Annotated in this window: 26 protein-coding genes; 15 read left to right on the forward strand and 11 right to left on the reverse strand. The window is 65.3% G+C overall.

The genetic code is table 11. The features are described from left to right. Window positions 1-4: 4 nt before the first annotated feature. From surE to rimO, 5 genes are all read left to right on the forward strand, one after another. Window positions 5-769 carry a 5'/3'-nucleotidase SurE gene (surE, locus tag E5554_RS19120; RefSeq protein ID WP_136187758.1) on the forward strand — a complete coding sequence of 255 codons (765 nt, stop codon included), beginning with the start codon at window positions 5-7 and terminating at the stop codon, window positions 767-769. 23 nt (window positions 770-792) lie between these two features. Then, complete coding sequence (locus E5554_RS19125; RefSeq protein WP_210729775.1) at window positions 793-1,932, forward strand: LysM peptidoglycan-binding domain-containing M23 family metallopeptidase; 1,140 nt, start codon at window positions 793-795, stop codon at window positions 1,930-1,932. Next, window positions 1,929-2,987 (forward strand): potassium channel family protein, encoded by a 1,059-nt coding sequence (locus E5554_RS19130; protein WP_136187759.1) that lies wholly within the window; start codon window positions 1,929-1,931, stop codon window positions 2,985-2,987. The genes E5554_RS19125 and E5554_RS19130 overlap by 4 nt, the downstream gene beginning before the upstream one ends. Window positions 2,988-3,142: 155 nt before the next feature. Continuing rightward, window positions 3,143-5,968, forward strand: coding sequence for a TonB-dependent receptor (locus E5554_RS19135; protein WP_136187760.1), 2,826 nt, complete (start codon window positions 3,143-3,145; stop codon window positions 5,966-5,968). Between the two features lie 94 nt (window positions 5,969-6,062). Continuing rightward, window positions 6,063-7,445, forward strand: coding sequence for a 30S ribosomal protein S12 methylthiotransferase RimO (gene rimO / locus E5554_RS19140; protein ID WP_201450253.1), 1,383 nt, complete (start codon window positions 6,063-6,065; stop codon window positions 7,443-7,445). Between the two features lie 18 nt (window positions 7,446-7,463). Here the strand turns inward: rimO and E5554_RS19145 are convergent, their stop codons facing one another. Together E5554_RS19145 and E5554_RS19150 are read right to left on the reverse strand one after the other, a co-directional pair. Further along, window positions 7,464-8,306 (reverse strand): DUF4163 domain-containing protein, encoded by an 843-nt coding sequence (locus E5554_RS19145; RefSeq protein ID WP_136187762.1) that lies wholly within the window; start codon window positions 8,304-8,306, stop codon window positions 7,464-7,466. Beyond that, window positions 8,306-8,506 (reverse strand): hypothetical protein, encoded by a 201-nt coding sequence (locus tag E5554_RS19150; RefSeq protein ID WP_004211387.1) that lies wholly within the window; start codon window positions 8,504-8,506, stop codon window positions 8,306-8,308. Before E5554_RS19150 ends, E5554_RS19145 begins: the two co-directional genes overlap by 1 nt. 156 nt (window positions 8,507-8,662) lie before the next feature. Here E5554_RS19150 and E5554_RS19155 point away from each other — a divergent pair, with 156 nt between their 5' ends. The 4 genes from E5554_RS19155 (at window position 8,663) to argC (ending at window position 12,339) form a co-directional block, all read left to right on the forward strand. Continuing rightward, window positions 8,663-10,060, forward strand: coding sequence for a leucyl aminopeptidase family protein (locus tag E5554_RS19155; RefSeq protein WP_136187763.1), 1,398 nt, complete (start codon window positions 8,663-8,665; stop codon window positions 10,058-10,060). A gap of 62 nt (window positions 10,061-10,122) precedes the next feature. After that, complete coding sequence (locus E5554_RS19160) at window positions 10,123-10,530, forward strand: MarR family winged helix-turn-helix transcriptional regulator (protein WP_004211384.1); 408 nt, start codon at window positions 10,123-10,125, stop codon at window positions 10,528-10,530. Then, window positions 10,490-11,398: an NlpC/P60 family protein gene (locus E5554_RS19165; RefSeq protein WP_136187764.1), complete on the forward strand. Its 909-nt coding sequence runs from the start codon at window positions 10,490-10,492 to the stop codon at window positions 11,396-11,398. Before E5554_RS19160 ends, E5554_RS19165 begins: the two co-directional genes overlap by 41 nt. Then, entirely contained in the window at window positions 11,395-12,339 is a 945-nt protein-coding gene (gene argC / locus E5554_RS19170; RefSeq protein ID WP_136187765.1) for an N-acetyl-gamma-glutamyl-phosphate reductase, read from the forward strand. Before E5554_RS19165 ends, argC begins: the two co-directional genes overlap by 4 nt. 69 nt (window positions 12,340-12,408) lie before the next feature. Here argC and E5554_RS19175 read toward each other — a convergent pair whose 3' ends face one another. Then, window positions 12,409-12,612: a hypothetical protein gene (locus tag E5554_RS19175; RefSeq protein ID WP_004211380.1), complete on the reverse strand. Its 204-nt coding sequence runs from the start codon at window positions 12,610-12,612 to the stop codon at window positions 12,409-12,411. A gap of 230 nt (window positions 12,613-12,842) precedes the next feature. On the opposite strand from E5554_RS19175, the gene E5554_RS23140 reads away from it, so the two are divergent. The 3 genes from E5554_RS23140 to E5554_RS19185 all read left to right on the forward strand — a co-directional run bounded on the left by E5554_RS23140 (window position 12,843) and on the right by E5554_RS19185 (window position 14,868). After that, window positions 12,843-13,013, forward strand: a complete 171-nt coding sequence (locus E5554_RS23140; protein ID WP_010337933.1) for a hypothetical protein — start codon at window positions 12,843-12,845, stop codon at window positions 13,011-13,013. 60 nt (window positions 13,014-13,073) lie between these two features. Continuing rightward, entirely contained in the window at window positions 13,074-14,402 is a 1,329-nt protein-coding gene (locus E5554_RS19180) for a sorbosone dehydrogenase family protein (RefSeq protein ID WP_004211377.1), read from the forward strand. 127 nt (window positions 14,403-14,529) lie between these two features. Then, a complete protein-coding gene (locus E5554_RS19185; RefSeq protein WP_247594306.1) occupies window positions 14,530-14,868 on the forward strand; it encodes a hypothetical protein in 339 nt (112 codons plus the stop codon). A gap of 3 nt (window positions 14,869-14,871) precedes the next feature. On the opposite strand, the gene E5554_RS19190 is transcribed toward E5554_RS19185, so the two are convergent. Beyond that, complete coding sequence (locus E5554_RS19190; RefSeq protein WP_136187766.1) at window positions 14,872-15,687, reverse strand: ATP-binding protein; 816 nt, start codon at window positions 15,685-15,687, stop codon at window positions 14,872-14,874. Between the two features lie 110 nt (window positions 15,688-15,797). On the opposite strand from E5554_RS19190, the gene E5554_RS19195 reads away from it, so the two are divergent. After that, on the forward strand, window positions 15,798-16,754 hold the full coding sequence (locus E5554_RS19195; protein WP_136187767.1) for an L-threonylcarbamoyladenylate synthase: 957 nt from the start codon (window positions 15,798-15,800) through the stop codon (window positions 16,752-16,754). A 14-nt stretch (window positions 16,755-16,768) separates the two neighbouring features. Here the strand turns inward: E5554_RS19195 and E5554_RS19200 are convergent, their stop codons facing one another. The 7 genes from E5554_RS19200 to E5554_RS19230 form a co-directional block, all read right to left on the reverse strand. Next, a complete protein-coding gene (locus E5554_RS19200; RefSeq protein ID WP_136187768.1) occupies window positions 16,769-17,035 on the reverse strand; it encodes a hypothetical protein in 267 nt (88 codons plus the stop codon). A gap of 114 nt (window positions 17,036-17,149) precedes the next feature. After that, window positions 17,150-17,683: a peptide-methionine (S)-S-oxide reductase MsrA gene (gene msrA, locus E5554_RS19205; RefSeq protein ID WP_136187769.1), complete on the reverse strand. Its 534-nt coding sequence runs from the start codon at window positions 17,681-17,683 to the stop codon at window positions 17,150-17,152. Between the two features lie 45 nt (window positions 17,684-17,728). Then, on the reverse strand, window positions 17,729-19,450 hold the full coding sequence (locus E5554_RS19210) for a long-chain fatty acid--CoA ligase (protein WP_026109646.1): 1,722 nt from the start codon (window positions 19,448-19,450) through the stop codon (window positions 17,729-17,731). Window positions 19,451-19,598: 148 nt separating this feature from the next. After that, window positions 19,599-20,282 carry a cell cycle transcriptional regulator TrcR gene (locus E5554_RS19215; RefSeq protein WP_010337928.1) on the reverse strand — a complete coding sequence of 228 codons (684 nt, stop codon included), beginning with the start codon at window positions 20,280-20,282 and terminating at the stop codon, window positions 19,599-19,601. Between the two features lie 115 nt (window positions 20,283-20,397). After that, the gene (locus tag E5554_RS19220) at window positions 20,398-21,426 is read right to left on the reverse strand and encodes a glycosyltransferase family 1 protein (RefSeq protein WP_136187770.1); all 1,029 of its coding nucleotides are present in this window, start codon (window positions 21,424-21,426) and stop codon (window positions 20,398-20,400) included. Window positions 21,427-21,440: 14 nt separating this feature from the next. Continuing rightward, window positions 21,441-22,304 (reverse strand): UDP-2,3-diacylglucosamine diphosphatase, encoded by an 864-nt coding sequence (locus E5554_RS19225; RefSeq protein ID WP_136187771.1) that lies wholly within the window; start codon window positions 22,302-22,304, stop codon window positions 21,441-21,443. Window positions 22,305-22,419: 115 nt separating this feature from the next. Continuing rightward, a complete protein-coding gene (locus E5554_RS19230) occupies window positions 22,420-23,427 on the reverse strand; it encodes an NAD(P)H-quinone oxidoreductase (protein WP_136187772.1) in 1,008 nt (335 codons plus the stop codon). Window positions 23,428-23,529: 102 nt separating this feature from the next. Between E5554_RS19230 and E5554_RS19235 the strand changes: the two genes are divergently transcribed. Both E5554_RS19235 and clpA read left to right on the forward strand, forming a co-directional pair. Next, window positions 23,530-23,727 (forward strand): DUF1192 domain-containing protein, encoded by a 198-nt coding sequence (locus tag E5554_RS19235; protein ID WP_004211362.1) that lies wholly within the window; start codon window positions 23,530-23,532, stop codon window positions 23,725-23,727. 156 nt (window positions 23,728-23,883) lie between these two features. Continuing rightward, complete coding sequence (clpA, locus tag E5554_RS19240) at window positions 23,884-26,205, forward strand: ATP-dependent Clp protease ATP-binding subunit ClpA (RefSeq protein WP_037511227.1); 2,322 nt, start codon at window positions 23,884-23,886, stop codon at window positions 26,203-26,205. Window positions 26,206-26,209 lie beyond the last annotated feature (4 nt).

The raw sequence follows: 26,209 nt of genomic DNA on the forward strand, positions 1-26,209 counted from the left end.
GGCGATGCGCATCCTCCTCACCAATGACGATGGCGTCCATGCGCCGGGGCTGAAGGTGCTGGAGGCGATCGCCCGCACCCTGTCCGACGATATCTGGATCGTCGCGCCCAGCGAGGAACAGTCGGGTGCGGGCCACAGCCTGACGCTGACCCGGCCGCTGCGCATCCGCAAGCATGGCGAGAAGCATTATAGCGTCACCGGCACGCCGACCGACGCGGTGATGATGGCGGTCGGCCATCTGATGAAGGACGCCAAGCCCGATCTGGTCCTGTCGGGCGTCAATCGCGGCGCCAATCTGGCCGAGGACGTGACCTATTCGGGCACCGTCGCGGCCGCGATGGAGGGCGCGATTTCCGGCATCAAGTCGATCGCGCTGAGCCAGGTCTATGCCCGCGAGGCGATGGGCGACGCCGTGCCCTTTGCTGCCGCCGAAGCCTGGGGCGAGCGGGTGCTGCGCCCGCTGATCGCGATGCCGGCCAGCCCGCGCCTGCTGTTCAACGTCAATTTCCCCGCCATCGACCCGGACAGGGTCAAGGGCGTGCGCGTGGTGCGGCAGGGCTTCCATGACATCGACCGGACGAAGATCATCGAGGGCACCGATCCGCGCGGCTATCGCTATTACTGGTTTGGCCTGGGACGGAGCGATTCCGCGCCCGAGGGCAGTGATCTGGCGGCCATCGCAGAAGACTATATCGCGGTGACGCCGCTTCATTATGACCTGACGCAGGATGGCGCGCTGGCGGCGACGGCGCAGGCATTTTCGGACTGACTTTCGCTCCGGGGGGAGACCATATGGCTGGACATTCAAGGGGGCGGCGCTGGCTGCCCATAGCGCCGCTGCCGCTGCTGCTGGCGGGTTGTATCCCTGCCCCGGTGCAGGACAGCGCGCCCTATGCCGCACCCTTGCCCCCGGCCCAGCCGGCGTCCGCCATTCCGCCATCGCCCAGCATGCCGCCGCAGCCGGCCCAGCGCCCCTCGTCCGAACCGCAGATGATCGAGCGCAAGCCGGTCTGGACCGCGCAGCAGGTGACGGCGAACGCCCGGACGGTGACCGCCAGCACCTATAGCGTGCAGCCGGGCGACACGCTGCGCGGCATCGGCAACCGCACCGGTGCGGGATCGGACGCGATCGCGCGGGCCAATGGGCTGGCGCCGCCCTATGCGCTGCGGCCGGGGCAGAGGCTGTCGATCCCCGGCGGGCGCTATCATGCGGTGGCGGAGGGCGAGACCGGCATCGCCATCGCCGTTGCCTATGGCGTGCGCTGGAGCGACATTGTCGACATCAATGGCCTGTCCGAACCCTATGTGCTGCGGCGCGGGCAGCGGCTGCTGCTGCCCGGCGGCGAGATGCCGGCCGCCCCGGTGGCGGCGCAGCCGGTCCGGGCGCCCGCATCCAGCCTGGAACAGCGCGCCGCCGCCTTCCGCATCGATATCGACGATGTGCTGACCGGCGGCCAGCCTGCCGTCGCGGAGGAGAAGCCGCGCACGGTCGCCAAGGCGCAGCCCCACCCCCTGCCCTCCAATGTGGCGATCGCCCAGCCTGGCGGCTTTTCCGGCCAATTCGCCTGGCCGCTCAAGGGCAATATCCTTTCCCGTTTCGGCCCCGGCGAGAGCGGCGCCAAGAATAACGGCATCGACATTGCCGCGCCGATCGGCACGCCGATCCGGGCCGCGGCCGACGGCGTCGTCGCCTATGCCGGCGACAGCATTGCTGTGTTCGGCGGCCTGGTCCTCATCACCCATGGCAGCGGCTGGGTCAGCGCCTATGGCCATGCCAACCGGATCGACGTGGTGCGCGGGCAGAAGGTGACGAAGGGCCAGGTGATTGGCCTTAGCGGTGACACAGGCTATGCCAGCAAGCCGAAGCTGCATTTCGAGCTGCGCAAGGACCGGGTGCCGATCAATCCCACGACCCAATTGCCCACCCCATGAAGATCGCGCCGCCGCCTTCGGCATCGCCCATGGCCGGCTTTCTGCGGCGGCGGTCGGCGCTGCCGGTCTGGGCAGACCTCGCCTGGCGGGTGGTGCTGGTCTTTGGCCTGATCGCGATCGTGCTGGCGCTCCACTGGTTCGGGCGCGATGGTCTCAAGGACAATTATGACGACCAGATAAGCTTCATCGACGTGCTCTATTTCACCACGGTCACCGTCACCACGGTCGGCTATGGCGATATCGTGCCGGTCTCGCCCGAAGCGCGCCTGTTCGAATCCATCTTCGTCACGCCGATCCGGCTGTTCGTCTGGATCATTTTCCTCGGCACCGCCTATAATCTCTTTTTCCGCAACATCCTCTACAGGTGGCGCATGGCACGCATTCAGGCCGATCTGCACAATCATATCGTCGTCACCGGTTTCGGTACCAGCGGCCAGGAGGCGGTGAACGAACTGCTGGCGCGCGGCACCGACCCGCGCGAGATCGTGGTGATCGACGGCAGCGAGAAGGCGCTGGACCATGCCGAGGCGCTGGGCTGCAACGTGCTGTGCGGCGACAGCACGCGCGACAAGACGCTGAAGGACGTGGCCATCCACCGTGCCCGCACGATGATCGTGTCGGCCGGGCGCGACGACACGTCGATCCTGATTACACTCACCGCGCGCCACCTGGCGCCGCGCCTGCCGATCAGCATCGTCGTGCGCAACGAGGATAATGAAGTTCCCGCCCGCCAGGCCGGCGCCACCACGGTCATCAACCCGGTCAGCTTTGCCGGGCTGCTGCTGGCCGGCAGCACCAGCGGCAAGCATATCGCCGACTATATGGCCGATCTCGCCGCCTCGGGCGGCCGGGTGAAGCTGCATGAACGGCCGGTCCTGCCGCAGGAAATCGGCCAGCCCCTGTCCGCGATCGGCACCGGGCTTGGCGTGCGCATCTATCGCGGCGACCATCCGATCGGCTTCTGGGAGGAAGGCGCAAAGCGGCTTCAGACCGGCGACTGCATCATCGAGATCGTGGAAGAAACCGGCGCCACGGCCCGCGCCGACGATCAATAGGTTCAAACCAGCGACAGACTGAACATGTTTGTTGCGCCACGGCAACATATGGCAAAATTCGCGCTACCCACGGTGCAGCGCAGCATGCGGCCAATTGCCTTGCTGTCATAGAATGGCAACACTCCCCCTCAGGTCTGATTTTTGAGGGGTAGAATATGCGCTTGAAAAATGTCCTGAAAACCGGCGTTCTGCTGTCCGCCTTCCTTTATAATGCACCGTCTTTCGCCCAATCTGCCGCGCCGCAGGCCGATGATGCCGGGGCTATCATCGTCACCGGATCGCGCATCCGCCAGAGCCCGCTGGACCAGGACAAGCCGATCGTCACGGTCGATCAGGAAGCGATCGCGCGGACCGGCCTTTCCTCCATCGCCGACGTGCTGCAGCGCATTCCCAGCGCCGGCGGCGGCCTCAACACCAAGGTCAACAATGCCGGCAATATCGGCGGCCCGCCCGACGGCACCGGCGTCAGCTCCGGTTCGGCCGAAATCGACCTGCGCTACCTGGGCGCCAAGCGCACGCTGATCCTGGTCGACGGCATGCGCTATGTGAACGGATCGGCCGCCGGCGGCATCCCCGCTTCGGTCGACTTGAACTCCATCCCCGCCAGCATGATCGAACGGGTCGAGGTGCTGCAGTCCGGCGCCTCCCCGCTTTATGGCTCCGACGCGGTTGCCGGCGTCGTCAACATCATTACCAAGCAGTCGCAGAAGGGCCTCGACCTGTCCGCCCAGTTCGGCACCTATGAACAGGGCGATGGCGAAACCTATGACCTCAACGCCAGCTATGGCCTGCAGTCCGATCGGGTGTCGATCGTCTTCGGCGGCAATTATGTGAAGCAGCAGAGCGTCCGCACCGCCGATCGTTCCATCTCCCGCTTCCCTAATCCGGGCCAGACGAGCTGCGCCGACCCGATCGGTGGCTGTTCCGGTGCCACGCCCAACGGCCGCTTCATGATCGGCGACGATGATCTGACGCTGATCGCGCCGGTCAGCGGGCGCCCGACCTATCCGGGAGACTTCAAGAATTTCACCTCGGCCGATCGCTATAATTTCGCGCCGGAAAATTATCTGCTGACGCCGTCGGAACGCTATGGCGGCTTCCTCAACGCCAAATTCGAATTTTCCGACAATGTCAGCCTGCGCACGCGGCTGGTCTATCAGCATCGCAGTTCGACCACCCAGGCGGCGCCGCTGCCGCTGTTCGTCGGCCCGGATGCGGGCAACGGCAATCTGCTCGACACGATCAGCATCGATGCGACCAATCCCTATAATCCGTTCGGCTTCACCTTGTCGTCGGGTGCCAATGGCGAGCCGGCGACCTATTCGCTGATCGCCCGTCGCTTTGTCGAGGGCGGCCCGCGTATCTTCAGCCAGGATGTCGACACCTTCACCATGCAATCGACGCTCGAAGGCTCCTTCGGGGTCGGCGACAAGACATGGTATTGGGACGTCAACGGCATGTATGGCAGCAATGACGCGCATCAGGTGTTCACCGGCAACCTGAACGCCGCCAAGCTGGCCCAGGCGCTGGGGCCGGTCGCGGGCTGCACCGGCGATTGCGTACCGTTCAACATCTTCGGCGGGGCCGGGTCGATCACCCAGGCCATGCTCGACTATGTGACCTTCGACCAGAAGGATCGCAGCACGCAGGAATTGTGGGATGCCACCGCCAACCTGTCGGGCGAATTGTTCGACCTGCCGGGCGGCGCGGTCGGCTTCGCCGTCGGCTACGAGCATCGCAACCAGCGCGCCAGCTACACCCCCGACCCGATCATCACCGCGGGCCTGGGCGCCGACGTGCCGACCAGCCCGGCCGCCGGCAGCTTCAATGTCGATGAAGTCTATGGCGAAATCCGCATCCCGATCCTCGCCGACGTGCCCTTCTTCCAGAAACTGGAACTGGACGGCGCGGTGCGCCATTCCAACTATAGCAGCTTTGGCAGCAACACGACCTTCACCGTGTCGGGCCTGTGGAAACCGGTCAGCGACCTGCTGCTGCGCGGCGGCTATGCCGAGAGCCTGCGTGCGCCCAGCATCGGCGAAATGCATGCCGGCCGGTCGCGCACCGACCAGACGATCAACGACCCCTGCACCAGCGCAGCGGGCGGATCCTGGGACAATCCGACCGTGCGCGCCAACTGTATTGCCAATGGCGTGCCGGCCGATGGCAGCTATGACGAGCCGACCGGCGGCCAGCTGGGCGTCTTTTCCAGCGGCTCGACCAACCTGAAGCCGGAAACCGCCAAGACCTGGACCGCCGGCATGGTCTACAGCCCGGCCTGGGCGCGCAACGGTTTTGCCAGCGCACTCAGCCTTGAGGTCAATTATTATAATATCCGCCTAAAGAACGCGATCGACTCGGTGCCTGCGACGCTGACGCTGCGCCGCTGCGCCTTCGATGCCGATCCGGTCAGTTGCGCATCGATCAGCCGCACGCCCAGCGGTCTGGTCGCCGGCATCGACGCCACGCTGCAGAATCTCAACGCCATCAACACCGACGGCATCGACGGATCTTTGATCTATCGCTCCAAGCCGGTGGGCGACGGCACGGTCGGCCTGACGATCAATGCCGCCTATCTGCTGAGCTATGACATCAAGGCCCCGGCCGAGCTCAATGCGCCGACCATCAAATGCGCCGGCACCGAACGCTGCGGTTCGGTCGACCAGGCCTATCCGCGCTTCAAGGCGACCACCACGCTCGACTATTCGGCCGATGCCTGGGGCGTTTCCTTCACCGGCCGCTATATCAGCAAGGTGACGGAGAGCGACGGCCATGTCATGGGATCGACCTTCTATGGCGACATGCAGGCCTATTTCTCGCCGGCCTGGCTCGACCATCGCACCCGGCTGACCTTCGGCGTCAACAATCTGTTCGACAAGGATCCGCCGGCCTGCTTCACCTGCGACAGCGCCAATTTCGATCCGACCACCTATGATGTGCCGGGCCAGTTCGGTTACATCCGCCTGTCCTACAAGATGTAACGGATCAAGGGCTTAGCTAGAACGAAGGGCGCGTCCATTTGGGCGCGCCCTTTGTCTTTTCGGCTACCCCGTGACATTTGGCGCAAAAATCCCTATGTGCGCGCCGATCATGGCAACCAAAATCCCAGACGCGCCGAAGATCGGCATGGTTTCGCTCGGCTGTCCGAAGAACCTGGTCGATTCCGAGCGTATCCTGACCAAGCTGCGTTCCGACGGCTATCAGATGTCCGCCGACTATGCCGGCGCCGACGTCGTGCTGGTCAACACCTGCGGTTTTCTCGATTCCGCCAAGGAAGAATCGCTCGAAGCGATCGGCGAGGCCATGGCCGAAAATGGCCGCGTCATCGTGACCGGCTGCATGGGCGACGAAGCGGACGTGATCCGCGCGAAATTCCCGCAGGTGCTGGCCGTCACCGGCGCGCATCAATATGAGCAGGTGGTCAATGCGGTGCATGATGCATCGCCGCCCATCCCCAACGCCTTTGTCGACCTGGTGCCCGAAGGTGGCCTCAAGCTTACCCCGCGCCATTACAGCTATCTGAAGATTTCAGAGGGCTGCAATCATCGCTGCTCCTTCTGCATCATCCCCTCGATCCGTGGCGACCTGGTGTCGCGGCGCATCGACGCGGTGCTGCGCGAGGCGGAAAAGCTGGTCGCGGCCGGCACCAAGGAATTGCTGGTCATCAGCCAGGACACGTCGGCCTATGGCGTCGACACGCGCCATGAACCGCGCATGTGGAAGGGCCGCGAGGTCCGCGCCCATATGACCGATATGGCGCGCGAACTGGGCCAGTTGCGCACGGCTGACGGCGTCGCCCCTTGGGTGCGCCTCCACTATGTCTATCCCTATCCCCATGTCGACCATGTCATCCCGCTGATGGCCGAAGGGCTGCTGACGCCCTATCTCGACATTCCCTTCCAGCATGCTTCGCCCAGCGTCTTGAAGGCGATGAAGCGCCCGGCCAATGAAGCCAAGGTGCTGGATCGCATCCGCAAGTGGCGCGACATTTGCCCCGACATCGCGATCCGCTCCAGCTTCGTCGTCGGCTTCCCCGGCGAGACCGAAGCAGACTTCCAATATCTGCTCGACTGGCTGGAAGAAGCGCAGCTCGACCGCGTCGGCGCCTTCCGCTTCGAGCCGGTCGAGGGCGCAGCCGCCAATGACCTGCCCGGCGCCGTGCCCGAAGAGGTCAAGGAAGAACGCTATCAGCGGATCATGGAAAAGACCGCCGCGATCAGCGCCGCCAAGCTGCAGGCGAAGGTCGGTCGGGTCATGCCGGTGATCATCGATGAGGTCGGCGAGCCGGACGAGGAAGATGGCAGCATCGGCGCGACCGCGCGCAGCCAGGCCGACGCGCCGGAAATCGACGGCAATGTCTTCCTGCGCGACGTCGGCGAAGGCCGCAAGGCCGGCGACATGTTCGACGTGCTGATCGAGGATGCCGACGATCACGACCTGTATGGCGTGCCGGCCTGACCGATCGGGAACCGGATATCAGGGCCTGACGAAGACGTCCTGATATTCGGTCTTGATCGCCCTGTAGATCGCCGCGTCGACCGGCAGCTTGATGTCATAGCTGCCCTCGGCATAGGGGCCTGCGCCATAGGGGCCGATCGTCACCTGAATGCCGTCGATCAACTTGCCGTCCCGCGATGTCGGCGCCAGCACCTGCTTCATCGGATCGATGCATTTGGTGAAGTCGTCATCGCCCGGCACCACCGGCGCGCCGCGCTTTTCTGCCCGCGCCCGATCCAGCGCCTTGCAGAAATTGTCGTGGATCGCCGCGGCAAAGGCCGGTTCGGAGGTCAGCAGCGCGCCGAAATCGGTCTCGCGCCGCCGTTCCCTGTCCCACAGCAGCGCTTCATAGCCGGTCATGCCATGGGCGCCGCCGGTATACATGTAATTGGCGGATTCGAGCGCCAGGAAGCGCGGCGTATCGGCCATCACGCTCCAGCGCGTCTCGCGGCTATGGGCGTGGAAAGGAAAGCCCGCCTTCTTGGCAGAATCCCGGTCCTGCGTCGCCATCTTGAGCGCATCGGCCTTGTTCTCGGCCATGGCGCGGGCAAAGCGATCGACCAGCGTCGGGACCGCCGCCGCCTGCGCCGGATAGGCGTAGAGAAATTCCAGCAGTTCGGTCTTGTCCGACTGCTCGAATGGTTTGGCGGGTGGGGCTGCGGGGCGCGTGGTGCCGGCCATGCGATCGACAAAGGCGCGCATCGTCGCATTGGCGGGCATGTTGCCGCCGGGCGTGTCATCCTCAGTCGATTTCGAGCAGCCGGACAGCAACAGGGCTGCGAGCAGCAGGCCCGTCGTCCCGTTCCCCCACCCTGCCCGCATCAGTGCGGCTTGGCCGTCAGGCAGCGTTCGCTGATCGCCTTGCGCGCATAGTCGCCGGCGAGCGCGCGATGGATGTTGGGCCAGCCTTCAGCCACCAGCGCCTGTTCGACCGCATGGGCGTTGGCGAACTGGCCGCTTTCGGCCAGCGCATAGGCGCGGGCGCGCAGCGCCTGCAGGCCGCTATTGTCGGAACGGATCATGGCTACTCTCCTTGCCGTTTATTATGATCTGGAACCTAGGCACTCGGGCCACAATAGGCAAATGCCCTGACGGCCGGCCGGGTTTCCACCGGGACGAAAGAAATGACAAAAAATGGCCCGTTCCCATGTGGAGCGCTTTCTCCTACATCCCTGTGCATGACCGAATTTGCCGACCTGCTCAAAGCCGATAATGGCCAGCCCGCCCGTTCCATCCAGCTGATCGAAGCGGCCGAACTGGACACCTGGTTCACCGCCCAGCCCGAGCGGGTCCGCGCCCTGATCAGCGCCCAGAAATTCCACGCCAAGCCGAACGAATATGCGATCATCCCCGGCGAGGGGCAGAGCGACTGGTCGGTCGTGGCCGGAGTGGTCAAGCGCGACGCGCTGGGTAGCTGGTGCCTGGCCAGATTGGCCGAGAGCCTGCCCGAAGGCAGCTATCGTCTGGCCGAAGGCAGCACCGGCGCGGCGGCGCTGGGCTGGCTGACGGCGCAATATCGGTTCGAACGCTATCGCAAGGATGAGGGCGCGGCCGGGCCGCGCGTGTTGCTGACCGGCGACGTCGCCCGGATCGAGGCGATCGTGCAGCAGGCCGAGGCGGTAGCGCTGGTCCGCGACCTGGTGAACACGCCGGCCGCCGACATGGGGCCGCAGGATCTGGAAGATGTCGTGCGCCAGTTGGCGCAGGCCCATGGCGGCGAGGTGCAGGTGACGCGCGGCGACGCGCTGGAGCAGGGTTTCCCGATGATCCACGCCGTCGGCAAGGCGGCGGACAAGAGCTTTGCCCCGCGCCTCATCGAAATGGCCTGGGGCGACCCCGCCGCGCCGCGCATCGCCGTGGTCGGCAAGGGCATCTGCTTCGACAGCGGCGGCCTCGACATCAAGCCATCATCGGGCATGCGCCTGATGAAGAAGGATATGGGCGGCGCGGCCCATGCGATCGCGCTGGCCCGGCTGATCATCGGCGCGCGCCTGCCGGTGCGGCTGCACCTGCTGGTGCCGACCGCCGAAAATGCCATCAGCGGCAATGCCTTCCGCCCCGGCGACATATTGCGCAGCCGGCAGGGGCTGACCGTGGAGATCGGCAATACCGACGCCGAAGGGCGGCTGGTGCTGGGCGACGCGCTGACCCGCGCGGGCGAGGAAAAGCCCGAGCTGATCGTGGACTTCGCCACCCTGACCGGCGCGGCGCGCGTCGCCGTCGGCCCGGACCTGCCGGCGCTGTTCACCAATGACGAGGCGCTGGCGAGCGACATCGCGGCGGCCGGCACGGCGGTCGACGACCCGACCTGGCGCCTGCCGCTGTGGGACGGCTATTATGACATGCTGAAGTCCGACATTGCCGACATGAACAATGCCGGCGAAGGTGGCTTTGCCGGCGCGGTGACCGCCGCCCTGTTCCTGCAGCGTTTCGTGCCGGAGGGCACGGCCTGGATCCACCTCGACACCTTCGCCTGGCGACCGGCGGCCCGTCCGGGCCGGCCCAAGGGCGGCGAGGCGCTGGGCCTGCGCGCGGTCTTCCGCCTGCTCCAGCAGCGCTATGACGGCGCGCGATAGCCAAACTGCAATATCCTGCGATCCGTTACGCAACCGGATTGGCTATCATGCGTTAGGGGGGCATGAACGCGCTCGCTTCCCCGCAACAGGCCGCCCAGATCGACCGTCCCGGCATACAGCCGCTCAGCCAGTGGATGCGGACCCTGGTGGATTATGTGCGGTCGGGAAAACCCGACCTCACCAACCGCCAGATGGCCCTGATGCTGACCGTCTATATCGGCGATGGCCCGCATACCGTGCGCGGCCTGGCCGAACAGTTGCACGTATCCAAGCCGGTCATCACCCGCGCGCTGAACAAGCTTTCGGCGCTCGGCTATCTCCGACGAGAGCGGGATGCGGCCGATCGGCGCAATATTTTCATCACCCGCACGTCGAAGGGCGCGGAATTCCTTGACGCCTTTCACCATTTCATCGCAGGAACCGCGCGCGATGACAGGCCAGATCAACACCACGCGGAACGCACCGCCTGAAAGAACCCGGTTCAAGCTGGACGGCAGATCCGTAGCGCTCGACCACCGCGTCCATGCGGCGCGTGGCGACCTTGCGGACATCTCGCTCGCCGGCGTGCTCTTTTCCGCCCATTATGCCCGCGCGGTCGAACTGACCTGCGTGGCGCCCGGCGCGCCGATCCTGTCCCAGCCCTCGCACAATGCCGAGGCGGTCAGCGAATTGCTGCGTGGCGAAAGCTTCCATGCGCTCGACGTCACGACCGACTGGGCCTGGGGCTTTTGCGGGCATGATGGCTATGTCGGCTATATCCGCCGCGACGCGCTGGACGTGAAGGAAGCGGTCAGCCACCGCATCGTCAACCAGAGCGCGCCGCTGTTCAGCCGCGCCGACATCAAGGCACCGATCGCCGATCACTGGCCGCTGGGCGCCCGCTTCGGCGGCGAGGCCGAGGACAGCTTCCTCGCGACCGGCGACGGCTTCATCCATGGCCGCCATGCCGCCCCGATCGACTCGCCGGAAAGCGACTGGGTCGCGGTGGCACAGCGCTATTTGGGCCAGCCCTATGTCTGGGGCGGCCGTGGCCATCGCGGCATCGACTGTTCGGGGCTGGTGCAGGTTGCGCTGGGCGAATGCGGCATCGCCGTGCCACGCGACACCGACCTGCAATGCGAGGGCATTGGCGCGCCGATCGAGGCGAGCGCGCCGTTGCAGCGCGGCGATCTGGTCTTCTTCCCCGGCCATGTCGGGATCATGACCGACGCCACCCATATGCTGCACGCCAACGCCCATTGGATGGCCGTGGTGGTCGAGCCGCTGGCCGATGTCGTCGCCCGGCTGGCGCCCGACCATGAACAGCCGATCATCGCGCGGCGGAGGATTGCCCTGTGACCACGAAGATCTTCATCGACGGCGGCCATGGCACCACCGGCATCGAGATTGCCGATCGCCTGGCCGACCGGCCCGAACTGTCGCTGATCACGGTCGACGAGAAGGATCGCCGAAACATGGCGGCCCGGCGCGACGCGCTGAACGCGGCCGATATCGTGATCCTGTGCCTGCCCGACGATGCCGCGCGCGAATCCGTGTCGATGATCGACAATGACCGCACCCGCGTGATCGACGCATCGACCGCACACCGCGTCGCCGACGGCTGGACCTATGGCTTCCCCGAACTGGAACCGGGCCATCGCGAGCGACTGGCCAACAGCCGCTTCGTCGCCAATCCCGGCTGCTGGCCGACCGGCTTTCTGGGCCTGGTCCGTCCGCTGCTGCTGGCCGGCCTGCTGCCGGCCGACTGGCCGGTGACGGTATCGGGCGCGTCGGGCTATTCGGGTGGCGGCAAGGCGATGATCGCGGAATATGAGGGCGCCGAGGGCGCGCCGACCGCCTTCCGCGCCTATGGCCTGAGCCTGGCGCACAAGCATGTGCCGGAAATGACCCGCTATTCGGGCCTGGACCATCCGCCGCTGTTCGCACCGGCCGTCGCCAATGCCTATCGCGGCATGCTGGTGGAAGTTCCGTTGCAACTGCGCGCCATGCCCGGCACGCCATCCCCGGCGGATATCCATGCCGCGCTGGCCGCCGCCTATGAAGGATCGCCGATCGTCAGCGTGACGCCATTGGCCGACAGCAGCGCCATGGCACAGATTGAGGTCGAGCATGTCGGCGCGACCGACCGCCTGTCGCTGTCGGTGTTCGGCAATGCGCAGAGCGGACAGGCGCGCCTGGTCGCCACGCTCGACAATCTGGGCAAGGGGGCGGCGGGCGCCGCCGTGCAAAATCTCAATATCCTGGCCGGCCTGCCGGAAACCGCCGGCCTGCGGCTCTAAAGCGCCGTCAACGAAACAGCAAAAGGGCCGGAGCGTTGATGACGCTCCGGCCCTTTTGCGTTCAGACGTTCAGTGGATCGTGCCGAGCGGCTGGTGATGGGCGAGCAGCACGATAAGCCGCTCGATCTGGCGCCAGTGGCAGAAATGGATGTGGTTGCCGAGGTCACGGCTGCGATCAGCCCGCGCCGCAGCCTCATAGCCGGCATTGGCGCCAAAGGTCGCGATCAGTTCCGTCGCATCCTCATAGCTCTTTCGATCCGAAAGATATGGCATGTGCATACGACCCCCGATTTTTGCGCGCCCTTTCCACTCCCCTATCAACCCCCATGCCAGTTTGGCGCTTTGGCGCAGCAGGCCGATGACGAGGGTGAACAACCAGTCAGCCAAGTCCCGCAGCGGGACAGACGCGCCATTTCGGGACGCCGGCCGTTCCGATCCGGGACAGGGAAGACGCGGGCGACAAGCGACTGGCCATGGGCGGCGGGCCATGGCAAGGATGAGCCATGAACAAGGCGAAGAATCCGACCGGCGCGGGCGCCATCATCGCATTGCTGATCATGGCCGGGGCGATCGGCGGCGGCCTGCTGGGCCAGCCCAGCATCGGCCTGCTGGTTGGCACTGGGGCCGGCATCCTGATCGCCCTGCTGCTGTGGCTACGCGAACGAAAGGCCTAAGTAACACCCGCGCAACGGAGCGCCTTGCCGGGCGTCGCATCGCCGCATAGATGTGGCGACATGAAGAAGCATTTCATCGCCATCCCCCTCGTCGCGCTGGTCATTGCCGGCGGCGCCTTCCTCTATTTCGCCCAGGGCGACACGGCCCAGTTGCCGGCCGGCGCCGATGTCGGCCGGGAACCGCGCTTCACCACGCCGCGCAACGAGTTTTTCCCGACGGTCAACATCGCCGAAGTGAAGCCGTGGAAGGCCGGGGAAAAGCCGGTCGCCGCCAAGGGCCTGGTGGTCGAACGCTTCGCCGAGGGGCTGAGCCATCCGCGATCGCTGCTGCGCCTGCCCAATGGCGACATATTGACGGCCGAGACCAACAGCCAGCCCCGCCCGCAGACCGGCATCGTCAGCCGGGTGATGAATTTCCTGATGAACAAGGCCGGCGCCGGCGTCCCCTCGCCCGACCGCATCAGCCTGCTGCGCGACACCGACGGCGATGGCAAGGCGGACACCAAGACGGTGTTCCTGAGCGGCCTCTATTCGCCCTATGGCATGGCGCTGATCGGCGACACCCTCTATGTCGCCAACACCAATGCGCTGATGGCCTTTCCCTATAAGGAAGGCGAAACCAAGATCAGCGACAAGGGGCGCAAGATCCTGAACCTGCCCGCCCAGGCGCCGAACATGCACTGGACCCGCAGCCTGACCGTCGGCCCCAACGGGCTGCTCTATGTCGGCGTCGGATCGAACAGCAATATCGGCGAGAATGGCCTGGAAAGCGAAGCGAACCGCGCCGCCGTGCTGGAGGTCAATCCCAAGACCGGCGACTATCGCATCTATGCGTCGGGCCTGCGCAACCCGGTCGGCCTGGCGTTCGAACCCAGGAGCGGCGTGCTGTGGGGCGTGGTCAATGAGCGCGACATGCTGGGCGGCGACCTGGTCCCCGACTATCTGACCCGCGTCGAGTTCGGTGCCTTCTATGGCTGGCCGTGGAATTACTGGGGCGGCTATGAGGATCGCCGGGTCCAGCCGCAGCGGCCGGAAATCCGCGAATATACCAAGCGCCCCGACTATGCGCTGGGCAACCATGTCGCGCCGCTGGGCCTGAGCTTCTCCAAGGATGCGCAGCTCGGCGCCGCCTATGGCAATGGCGCCTTTGTCGGCCTGCATGGCAGCTGGAACCGCAAGCCGGCCGCCGGCTACAAGGTCGTGTTCATTCCGTTCGAGGATAATGGCGAAGTCGGCAAGGCCAAGCCGACCGACGTGCTGACCGGCTTCCTGGACGCGCAGGGCGCGGCGCGTGGCCGCCCGGTCGACGTGACCGTGGACGCCAAGGGCGCACTGCTGGTGGCGGACGATGTCGGCGGTGTCGTCTGGCGGGTGACCCGCGCACAATAATCTTGGTCGCCCGGCCGATGCGTCGAAAAAACTTGTTCGCAAGACCAGACGCTTAATTTCGGCCGGGCAAAAGCCGGGATATATTGCCCCGTTCGCGCGCTGATACGCGATGCGACAGGCGTCCAAGATGAAACCGATCGAACCGGCGGAGCTATATCAGCTGCGGGCGGACAGCGCGCGGCGATCCCTTCATCACTTGCGCATGGAAGCGCTGGGCCAGCCGGACCGACGACAAGGCTATGATCTGGAGCATGATCGCCGGCTGGCGGAAATGTATTTCAACACCTTCGCCGCCCTCGCCCACCGACAACGTCACAGCGACACGCTGAGCCTGGCCCGCGTCATCAAGACGATGGCCGATGCCGCACCGCTATGCGAAACCGCCGTCGATCCGCCGCGTTGCCGCAAGGAACTGGACCGACTGGTCGACGAATTTCTGAGCCTGGCCGAAAAGGATGGCGACTGAGAATCAGACCGAAAGGCCGTGACGGCCGGCGAGTTCGACCACATATTGCCAGGCGACCCGGCCCGAGCGGCTGCCGCGCTGGGTTGCCCACTGGATCGCGTCGAGCGGCTCGACACTGAGACCCAGCGCCTGGGCATAGCCCTCGACAATGGCGACATAGGCATCCTGGTCGAGCGCATGGAAGCCGAGGCTGAGGCCGAACCGGTCCGACAGCGCCATCTTGTCATCGACCACGTCGCGCGGATTGATCGGATCATCCTGTTCCGACAGGTTGCGCGGCACGATATGGCGGCGGTTGGACGTCACATAGAGGCGGACATTGGCCGGACGCGCGGCGGTGCCGCCCTGGAGCAGCGAGCGCAACGCACGAGCATCGCCCACGCCCTCGTCAAAGCCCAGATCGTCGAGGAACAGGATGAAGGGCCGGGTCGTGCTGCGCAGCAGGGTGAAGAGCGCCGGCAGGCTGGCCAGTTCGTCAATCGCGCATTGCAGCAGGGCGATGTCCTGCCCTTCCGCCTGCAGCTTGCCGACCACCGAGGCCACGGTCGCCGACTTGCCGGTGCCGCGCGCGCCCCACAGCAGCACGTCATGGGCGGCATGGCCGGCGGCATGACGACGGCTATTGTCCAGCAGCGCGCTCTTCTGCGCATCGATGCCGGTCAGCAGATCATAATCCACCGGGTCGAACACATCCACAGCGCGGATCGCCACCCCGTCCCACACATAGGCGGGAGCAGCCGCAAGGTCGGCAGAGGAAGCCGGCGGCGGCGCGAGCCGTTCGAGCGCTTCGGCGATACGGGTCAGCAGGGCGTCGTTCATGGCGCGGGATTAGCCGGGCCACGCCGTTGCGGCAAGCTTTGCCAACAATGTCATGTCACTGTCGCAATGGCCTTTTACTGCAGCGTTCCGGGGTCTATATCGCGGGGGTCGTGACTATCCCAAATCCAGCCTTTTCCACCAGGGTCTGCCGCTATGGCGCGGAAGCGCTTCGCGAGGCAGCCTTGCTGATCCGCGCCGGCGAGCCCGTCGCCGTTCCCACCGAAACCGTCTATGGCCTGGCGGCCGATGCCACCGATTCCCAGGCGGTCGCGGGCATCTACAGCGCCAAGGGGCGGCCCAGCTTCAACCCGCTGATCGTCCATGTCGCCGACATGGAGATGGCGCGGCGGCTGGCCGATTTCTCGCCCCAGGCCGAACAGCTTGCCGCCCGCTTCTGGCCGGGCGCGCTGACCATGGTGCTGCCGGTGCGGGCCGATAGCGGCCTGTCGCCGCTGGTGATGGCCGGCCTGCCGACCGTGGCGCTGCGCCTGCCGGCCCATCCGGCGATGCGCGCGCTGATCCGCGAGAGTGGTAGGCCGCTGGCTGCGCCTTCGGCCAATCGCAGCGGATCGATCAGCCCCAGCCGAGCCGAGCATGTGCTGGCGAGCCTCAACGGCAAGATCCGCATGATCCTGGACGAAGGCCCGACCAGCGAAGGGCTGGAATCGACCATTGCCGCGCCCGAAGAGGACCGCATCCGCCTGCTGCGCCCCGGCCCGGTCACGGCCGCGATGCTGGAGGAGGCAAGTGGCCTGCCGGTTATCACGGGGAAGGACAATGCGAAGATCGAGGCGCCCGGCCAGCTCGAAAGCCATTATGCGCCGTCGAAACCGGTGCGGCTCAACGCGCTGCGGGCGGAGAAGGACGAATATCTGATCGGCTTCGGGCTGATGCCCTGCCATCTGAACCTGAGCGTCGACGCGGACCTGCGCGAGGCGGCGGCCAATCTGTTCGCGGCGCTGCACGTCGCCGACGCCAGCACCCAGGAGCGGATCGCGGTGGCCCCCATCCCCGACGAGGGGATCGGCACCGCCATCAACGACCGGTTACGCCGCGCCGCGGCCTGACCGGTCGATCCGGCTCAGCCGCAATTGTCGTAACCGGCCTTGCGGCATTCGCGGCGGCGCTGTTCGTCGGCCTTCTTGCGCGCCTTGCCTTCCTCGGCCTCCTGCTTGCGCATCTTGCGGCCATAATTGCGGTCGGCCTCATCCTGGCTGGTCGTCGCCCAGTCCGCCGCCTGCGCACCTGCGCGCACCGGCAGGGTCACGATATCCACCGCCGTCCTGGCGATGCAACCCGGCAGCATCAGCGGCATCGCCGGCGCCAGCAGCATGATCGTCCTGGTCATTCTCAAAGTCCCCCGACTCGTCCGTTGCGCTGCATCTGCCATGGTCGACATTAACCATAAGCTAAGAACGCGGCGAAACGGGACGAGCCGTCGGGAAATCGGCCAGACCGAGGATTATTCCTCGATGCGGGCGGCAAAACCCTTGCGCAGCTTGGCCAGCTTGGGCGGGATCACCGCCATGCAATAGGGATTCTGGTCGCCGACCCGCTCCCAATATTTCTGGTGATAATCCTCGGCCGGATACCAGGGGGCGTCCGGCTCGATCGCGGTCACGACCGGATCGACCTGGTCCACCTGTGCCCGCGCGATACCGGCCAGCGCCTCGGCCTGCTGCTCGGCCGAATGGGGGAAGATCGCCGAGCGATACTGCGTCCCGATGTCGTTGCCCTGACGGTTCAGCGTCGTCGGGTTGTGGGTGGCGAAGAAGATGTCGAGCAGGTCGGCATAGCTGATGACGGCCGGGTCGAAGGCGATGCGGATCGCTTCGGCATGGCCGGTATTGCCGGTGCAGACCTCCTCATAGGTCGGATCGACCTTGGTCCCGCCGATATAGCCGCTCTGGACCGATTCCACGCCCTTGAGCGTCTGGTAGACTGCTTCCGTACACCAGAAGCAGCCACCAGCCAGCGTTGCGATTTCCTGCGCCATATATCGATAATCCTTATCCAGCTTTGGTGCGCTAGATAGGAGCAATCAGGCCGCGGTTCCAGTCTGCGCCGCATTCTGCGCCATTGCCTGTTCGGCCTTGGCCCGTTCTTCGGCGACCAGTTCCTTGCGCGACAGCTTGCCGACCAGAGTCTTGGGCAGGCTGGCCCGCACCTCGACCTCGCAGACCCGCTCATGCTTGCCCAGTTGCGGGTTCAGCCAGTCCTTGAGCCCCGGCCCGTCGATCGTCGCGCCTTCGTTCAGGGTCACGAACGCCTTGGGCTGTTCGCCGCGATAGCGATCGGGCACGCCGATCACCAGCGCCTCCTTCACCGATTCATGATGATAGAGGACCGATTCCACCTGGCTCGGGAAGACCTTGAAGCCACCGACGGCGATCATGTCCTTGAGCCGATCGACGATCCGCACATAGCCGTCGTCATCAACCTCGCCAACGTCACCGGTGCGCAGGAACTCGCCCACGAACACCTGCGCGTCCGCGTCCGGTCGGTTCCAATAGCCCTTCATGATCTGCGGACCAGCGAACATCAGTTCGCCTGGCTCACCTTCTGGCGGGGGCTGGGTCGGATCCTCGCGGCTGACGATCTTGACGCGGGTGCCCGGCACGGGCTGGCCGACGGTGCCGGTCTTGTTCAACCCCTCATAGGGGTTGGCGCAGACGATCGGGCTGGTTTCGGTGAGGCCATAGCCCTCGATCAACCGTGCGCCGGTCACCGCCTCGAACTTCTGCTTCACCTCCATCGGCAGCGGCGCGCCACCCGAAATGCAGGTGCGCAGCGACGAGAAATCGATGTTCGGCAAGGCCGGATGATCGAGCAGCGCCTGATACATGGTTGGCACGCCGGGCAGCGACGTCGCCTTGGTCCGCTGGACGGCCGAGAGCACCTGCACCGCCTCGAACCGGGGCAGCATCACCATCTCGCCACCATTCATGACGGTCCGGTTCAGCGTGCAGGTATTGGCGAAGACGTGGAAGAAAGGCAGCACCGCGATGATGCGGTCGTCGCCCTCGCCCGCATGCGGGTCGATCCCCTGCGCCTGGCGCGCATTGGCGGTCAGATTCTGGTGGGTCAGCATCGCGCCCTTGGGCGTGCCGGTGGTGCCGCCGGTATATTGCAGCAGCGCGACGTCGTTGACCGGATCGATGTCGGCCACGATGCATTCGCCGGAATTGGCGATCAGCCGGTCATAGCGGATGACGCGCGGATCATGCGGCAGCGGCGTCGTCTCGCCGCGCTTGAACAGGCGGAAGAGGATGCTCTTGGCAGTCGGCAGCACCTCGGCGATCGAACCGACCACCAGCTTTTCGAGGCTGCTATTGTCCAGCACCTTGAGCGCGGTCGGCAGCAATGCCTTGGCGGACAAAGTGAACAGGATCTTGGTGCCGCTATCCTCGACCTGATGCTCCAGCTCGGCGGCGGTGTAGAGGGGGGAGAAGTTGACGACGATCGCGCCGGCCAGCAGCGCGCCATAATAGGCCGCGACATAATGGGGGGTGTTGGGCAGGTAGAGGCCGACCCGGTCCCCCTTCTTCACGCCCATGGCCTGCAATCCGCAAGCGATGCGCCTGATGTCGTCCATCATCGCGCCATAGCTGAACTTGCGCCCCATGAAGTCGATCATGTGGGCCTGCGGGTGGGCGGTGGCGCTCTGCGTTACCATGTCCCCCATCGACATCGGCGGGAACGTCTGCTCCCACGGCGTAGGGTGCTGATAATGCTCGCGCCAGATCTTTTCTCTGCTCTCCATTTACAGAAGTGTAAGTGGCCCGAGCGCTTTACGCAAGCGTCAACCTGTGTCTGGATTGTAGCAAAAAGGCCGCGCCGGAAAGCCGGCGCGGCCCTTGAGAATGCTGCATTGCAGCGGGTCAGAAAGAGCGTCGGATGACGCTACGTCTTCAGACCTCGCCCTTGTTGCTGCTGAACGGATCGAGGATCGTCGCGGCGCCCGAAATCAGCTCGGACTCGCTCTTGAGCGCCTGCTCGATGCGGCGCGCATTATCCTCGCGCTCGCGGCGCAGTTCCTCGATCAGCGCCTCGCGATCGCCATCCAGACGCGAATCGGTCGGCATCTCGATACCGGCCTTCTTCGCCGCCTTGCTGACCAGCGCATCCAGTTCGCGCTGCGAGCACAGGCCCAGCGTCACCGGATCCTTGGGCGTGATGTTGCTGATGTTCCAGTGGCTGCGATCGCGGATCGCGGCGATGGTAGTGCGGGTGGTGCCGATCAGCTTGCCGATCGCGCCGTCCGAAATCTCCGGATGGTTGCGCAGGATCCAGGCGATGCCATCGGGCTTGTCCTGGCGCTTGCTGACCGGGGTGTAGCGCGGCCCCTTGGTGCGGCGGACCGGTTCGGGGCCCTTGAGCATCTTGAGCTTATAGTCGGGATTGCTCTCGCCCTTGTGGATTTCGTCCATGGTGATTTCATGGGCGCGCACCGGATCGCGGCCGGTATATTTGATGCCGGCAGTGTCATCGGCGATGGCCTGGACTTCCAGGATGTGGAGCCCGCAAAATTCCGCGATCTGGTCGAAGCTCAGAGCGCTATTGTCGACCAGCCAGCTGGCGGTCGCATGGGGCATGAGGGGCTGGGACACGGGGTCTTCTCCGGCTCTAAAAACGATAAGGGCCGCCCAAGCAGGGCGGCCACGACATGTCAGGGATAGAGCATCGCGGGGCTTGCGGCAAGGAAAAGCGTCAGGCGGCGCTGTCCATCACCACCGGATCGATCGGATGCAATCCGGCCAGGAATTCCTGCGCACTGCGTTCCCAACTGAAGCTGCGGCCGTAGGCGGCGCAGGCCGCCCGATCGCACAGCAGCGCGGCGGCGATGGCATCCTCCAGCCGCTCCGACAGCGCGCCGGTTTCCGGCGTGACGATATCGATCGGCCCGGTGACCGGATAGGCCGCGACCGGCGTGCCGGCGGCCAGCGCCTCGATCATCACCAGCCCGAACGTGTCGGTGCGGCTGGGGAAGACGAACACGTCGGCGCCGGCATAGATCGCCGCCAGATCGGCGCCGAACTGCGCGCCCAGGAAACGGGCATCGGGATAGGCCCGCTCCAGCGCCCCGCGCGCCGGGCCGTCGCCGACGATCACCCTGGTTCCGGGATGCTCGCTGGCCAGAAAGGCCTCGAGATTCTTCTCGACCGCGACCCGGCCGACATAGAGCTGGATCGGGCGCGGCAAGTCCGCCAGCAGGGCCGAGGGGGCGACATCCCCGGCAAAGGTGTTGAGGTCCACGCCCCTGCCCCATTTGCGGACATTAGCGACGCCATGGGCACGCAATTGCTGCCGCACCGACCGGGTCGACACCAGCACGGCCTGCGCCGGGCCATGGAACCAGCGAATATAGCGCCAGAACCAGGCCGCCGGCAGCCCGGTGCGCTGCGACACATAATCGGGGAAATGGGTGTGATAGGCGGTGGTGAAGGGCACGTTGCCGCGCAGGCACCAGCGCCGGGCGGCAAAGCAGAGCGGCCCTTCGGTCGCCAGATGGACGGCATCGGGACGGAAGGCGGCGATCGCCTGCCCCACCACGCCCGAGCGCACCAGTGCCAGCCGGATTTCGGGATAGGTCGGACAGGGAATGGAGCCATAGAGATCGGGCGAGATCACCTTCACCTCATGGCCCATATGCTCCAGTTCGGCCTGGATCGTCTGCAGCGTGCGCACCACGCCATTGACCTGCGGCGTCCAGGCGTCGGTGACGATCGCGATCCGCATGCCCCCTCTCCGCGTCAGGCCGCCATCAGCGCCGGCGTCTTTTCGCCGCGCTTGGCGATCTCGTCGGCCCAGTGCAGCACCTCCATCGCGCCGCTGGCATGTTCGACCAGCGCGGTGCAGCCCTCCACCCAGTCGCCATCATTATAATATTCGATGCCCTCGATCTCGCGCATCTCGGCATTGTGGATATGGCCGCACACCACGCCGTCGACGCCGCGCGCGCCGGCTTCATGCGCCACCACTTCCTCGAAGCGGGAGATGAAGGACACGGCATTCTTGACCTTGTGCTTGGCCATCTTGGACAGTGACCAATAAGGCAGGCCCATGCGCCGGCGCACCGCGTTGACCACCACGTTGAGGCGCATCAGCGTCGTGTAGGCCGCGTCCCCCACGAAGGCGAGCCAGCGATGCGCCAGCATGATCGTGTCGAACTCGTCGCCATGCAGCACCAGCAGCTTGCGCCCGTCGGCGGTCTCATGGATCGCCTTGCGACGGATCTCGACCCCGCCAAAATTCATGCCGGTGAACTGGCGGAACATCTCGTCATGATTGCCGGGAATATAGACGACACGGGTGCCGCGCTTGGCCCGCTTCATGATCCGCCACAGCACGTCATTATGGGCGGCGGGCCAGTAGAAGCGCTTCTTGAGCCGCCAGCCATCGATGATATCGCCGACCAGATAGATGGTGTCGCTGTCGACGCTGTCCAGGAAATCGATCAGCATCGTCGCGTTGCAGCCGCGCGTGCCCAGATGGATGTCGGAAATCCAGATGGTGCGATAGCGGCGACGCGCGCCTCCCCGCTCGGGGATGTGGAAGCGGTCGTCAGCCCCCTCTTCCAGTTCGCTCAGGAAGGGCAAGCGCGTGATGGCGTTCATGTCTACGTCCTCAAGGGCTGTTGTCCTTGAGGCCGAATCCTTAGCGCCGCTCTGTTACAACTCCGCACCGAATATGACGGAAATGCTACGGTTTGGCGGGTTTCCCCGCCGCTCCTCACGCCGTCAGCACGATCTTCCCGAAATGTTCGCCTGCATCCATGCGGGCATGGGCCTTGCCCGCGTCGGCAAGGGCAAAGCGCTGGTCCATCGCCGGGCGCAGCTTGCCCTGTTCGACGAAGGGCCAGACGGTGCGCATGATCTCGTCCGCGACCAGGCTCTTGAAGCCCGAGGAGCGCGGCCGCAGCGTCGATCCGGTCAGGGTCAGGCGCTTGGACATCACCGTTGGCAGGAAGATGCTGGTCTTGGCACCGCCCAGCACCGCGATCGACACATGGCGGCCATCTTCGGCCATGCATTCGATGTTGCGCGGGACATAGTCGCCGCCGACCATGTCGAGCACCGCCTGCACCCCCTGCCCGCCGGTGATGCGCTTCACCTCGGCGACATAGTCCTGGCTCTTGTAATTGATCGCATGGGCAGCGCCCCATTCGAGCGCCTGGGCGCATTTGTCGTCACTGCCGCAGGTGACGATGATCTCTATGTCGAACAGGCGGCAGAGCGAGATCGCCATGGTGCCGATGCCGCTGGTGCCGCCATGGACCAGCACCCGGTCACCGCCGACCACATAGGCGCGCTCGAACAGGTTGGTCCACACGGTGAACAGGGTTTCGGGCAGCGCCGCCGCCTCGACCAGGTCATAGTCCGCCGGCACCGGCAGGCACTGGCCGGCAGGCGCAATCGCATATTCGGCATAGCCCCCACCCGGCAGCAGCGCACAGACGCGCTGGCCCACCAGCATGTCGGCGGACCGGCCGGCAGCGACGATCGTGCCCGCCACCTCGAGTCCGGGAATGTCGGATGCGCCGGGCGGCGGCGGATATTTGCCCTGCCGCTGCAGCACGTCAGGCCGGTTGACGCCGGCGGCGGCGACGCGGATCAGCACCTCATCCTCGCCGGGCACCGGCACCGGCCGCTGTTCGGGCACCAGGGCGTCGGGACCGCCCGGCACCGGGATGCCGATGGCCGTCATCTGCGATGGAATCGTGAAACTGTCGAGGATCATATGCGCCCCCCCGGGCCAGAGATATTGCGCCGCACCCAAAATCGACGGACGGAGCTTCGCTTCTTATTGACAGACTAGCCTACAGGGTCAACATTACCCTTTATGGACATGGACAATGATCTGCCGAGAAAGGCCGATGATCCGCTGGCCCAACTGCTCCGACAGGATCTGGGTCCCCTGTCCGTTGCGGAACTGGAAGCGCGCATCAGGGCGCTGGAAACCGAAATCACCCGCACTCGAACAAAAATTGAAAGCGCCGTTAACCATAAGGCAACTGCCGAGGCGTTATTCAAGCGATGAACCCGCGCCTCGCCCCTGACGGCCCGACCATGGGCTCCACCGGGCATGGGCAGTCTGGCAATTCCGGCGGTCAGGGCCTCTCCCTTGAACCGTCGTCGAGCAATGCCGACATAAGGTTCAAGTCAGCCCCTAACCGGGGCCAGGAGTAGAAAAGACATGCCATCTTTCGCAGCCGCCCTTGAAACCACCCTGCACAATGCGCTGACCCATGCGTCCGAGCGCAAGCATGAATATGCGACGCTGGAGCATCTGCTTCTCGCGCTGATCGACGATGAACATGCGTCGAAGGTGATGCAGGCGTGCGGCGTGGAACTGGGCGAACTGGCCGATGCCGTCACCCAGTATCTCGACACCGAACTCGACAGCCTGAAGGTAGAGGGCGCCAGCGACCCCTCGCCCACCAGCGGCTTCCAGCGCGTCGTCCAGCGCGCCATCCTCCATGTCCAGTCGTCCGGCAAGGATGAGGTGACGGGCGCCAATGTGCTCGTCGCGCTCTTCTCCGAACGCGAATCCTATGCCGTCTATTTCCTGCAGCAGCAGGACATGAGCCGCCTCGATGCCGTCAGCTACATCAGCCACGGCGTCGGCAAGGGCACGCCCACGCCCGAGCGTCAGGAGACCAAGGGGGCAGCCGAGGAGGAAAAGAAGGTGCAGGACGGCAAGGGCAAGAAGGACAGTGCCTTGGAGCAGTTCACCGTCAACCTCAACGAGAAGGCGGAACGCGGCAAGGTCGATCCGCTGATCGGCCGGTCGTCGGAAGTCGACCGCACCATCCAGATCCTGTGCCGCCGTTCGAAGAACAACCCGCTCTATGTCGGTGATCCGGGCGTCGGCAAGACCGCGATCGCGGAAGGCCTGGCGCGCAAGATCGTCGAGGGCGAAGTGCCCGACGTGCTCAAGGAAGCCGTCATCTACTCGCTCGACATGGGCGCGCTGCTGGCCGGCACCCGCTATCGCGGCGACTTCGAGGAGCGGCTGAAGGCGGTCGTCACCGAACTGGAGAAGATGCCGCATGCGGTCCTCTTCATCGACGAGATCCACACCGTCATCGGCGCCGGCGCGACCAGCGGCGGCGCGATGGACGCCTCGAACCTGCTGAAACCCGCGCTGTCTGGCGGGACGATCCGCTGCATCGGTTCGACCACCTACAAGGAATTCCGCAACCATTTCGAGAAGGACCGCGCGCTGCTGCGGCGCTTCCAGAAGATCGACGTGAACGAGCCTTCGGTCGAGGATACGATCAAGATCCTGACCGGCCTGCGCACCGCGTTCGAGGAACATCATCACGTCAAATATACGCCGGACGCGATCAAGGCGGCGGTCGAGCTGTCGGCGCGCTACATCAACGACCGCAAGCTGCCGGACAAGGCGATCGACGTGATCGACGAAGTGGGCGCGATGCAGATGCTGGTGGTGCCCTCCAAGCGCAAGAAGACGATCACCCCCAAGGAGATCGAAGCGGTCATCGCCACCATGGCGCGCATCCCGCCCAAGACCGTGTCGTCGGACGACAAGAGCGTGCTGGAATCGCTGACCACCGATCTGAAACGCGTCGTCTTCGGCCAGGATCAGGCGATCGAGGTGCTGTCCTCCGCGATCAAGCTGTCGCGCGCCGGTCTGCGCGATCCCGACAAGCCGATCGGCAACTATCTCTTCTCCGGCCCCACCGGCGTCGGCAAGACGGAGGTGGCACGCCAGCTCGCGACCCTGCTCGGCATCCCGCTGCAGCGGTTCGACATGTCGGAATATATGGAACGCCATTCGGTCAGCCGCCTGATCGGCGCCCCTCCGGGCTATGTCGGCTATGATCAGGGCGGCCTGCTGACCGACGCCGTCGACCAGCAGCCGCACAGCGTCCTGCTGCTCGACGAGATCGAGAAGGCGCATCCGGACCTGTTCAACATCCTGCTGCAGGTGATGGACAATGGCCGCCTGACCGATCACCACGGCAAGACCGTCGATTTCCGCAACACCATCCTCATCATGACCACCAATGCCGGTGCGTCGGACATGGCGAAGGAATCGATCGGCTTTGGCGAGCTGACCCGCGAGGATGTGCAGGAAGACGCGGTGAAGAAGCTCTTCACCCCCGAGTTCCGCAACCGCCTCGATGCGATCGTGCCGTTCGGCTATCTGCCGCCGGAAATCGTCGCCCGCGTCATCGACAAGTTCGTGCTGCAACTGGAACTGCAACTGGCCGACCGCGACGTCCACATCACCCTGGACGAGGATGCCAAGGCCTGGCTCACCAAGAAGGGCTATGACAAGCTCTATGGTGCCCGCCCGATGGGCCGCCTGATGCAGGAAAAGATCAAGCAGCCGCTGGCCGAGGAATTGCTGTTCGGCAAGCTGGTCCATGGCGGCGAGGTCCATGTCCATATGAAGGACGAGGCGCTCGCCTTCCAGATCACCCCCGCCGCGCCCAAGAAGGGCGGCAAGAAGGGCGGCAAGGCCAAGACGCCGGAAGGCACGAAATAAGCGG

It is taken from the genome of Sphingobium sp. PAMC28499, assembly GCF_004795815.1.
GTDB classification, from domain to species: Bacteria; Pseudomonadota; Alphaproteobacteria; order Sphingomonadales; family Sphingomonadaceae; genus Sphingobium; species Sphingobium yanoikuyae.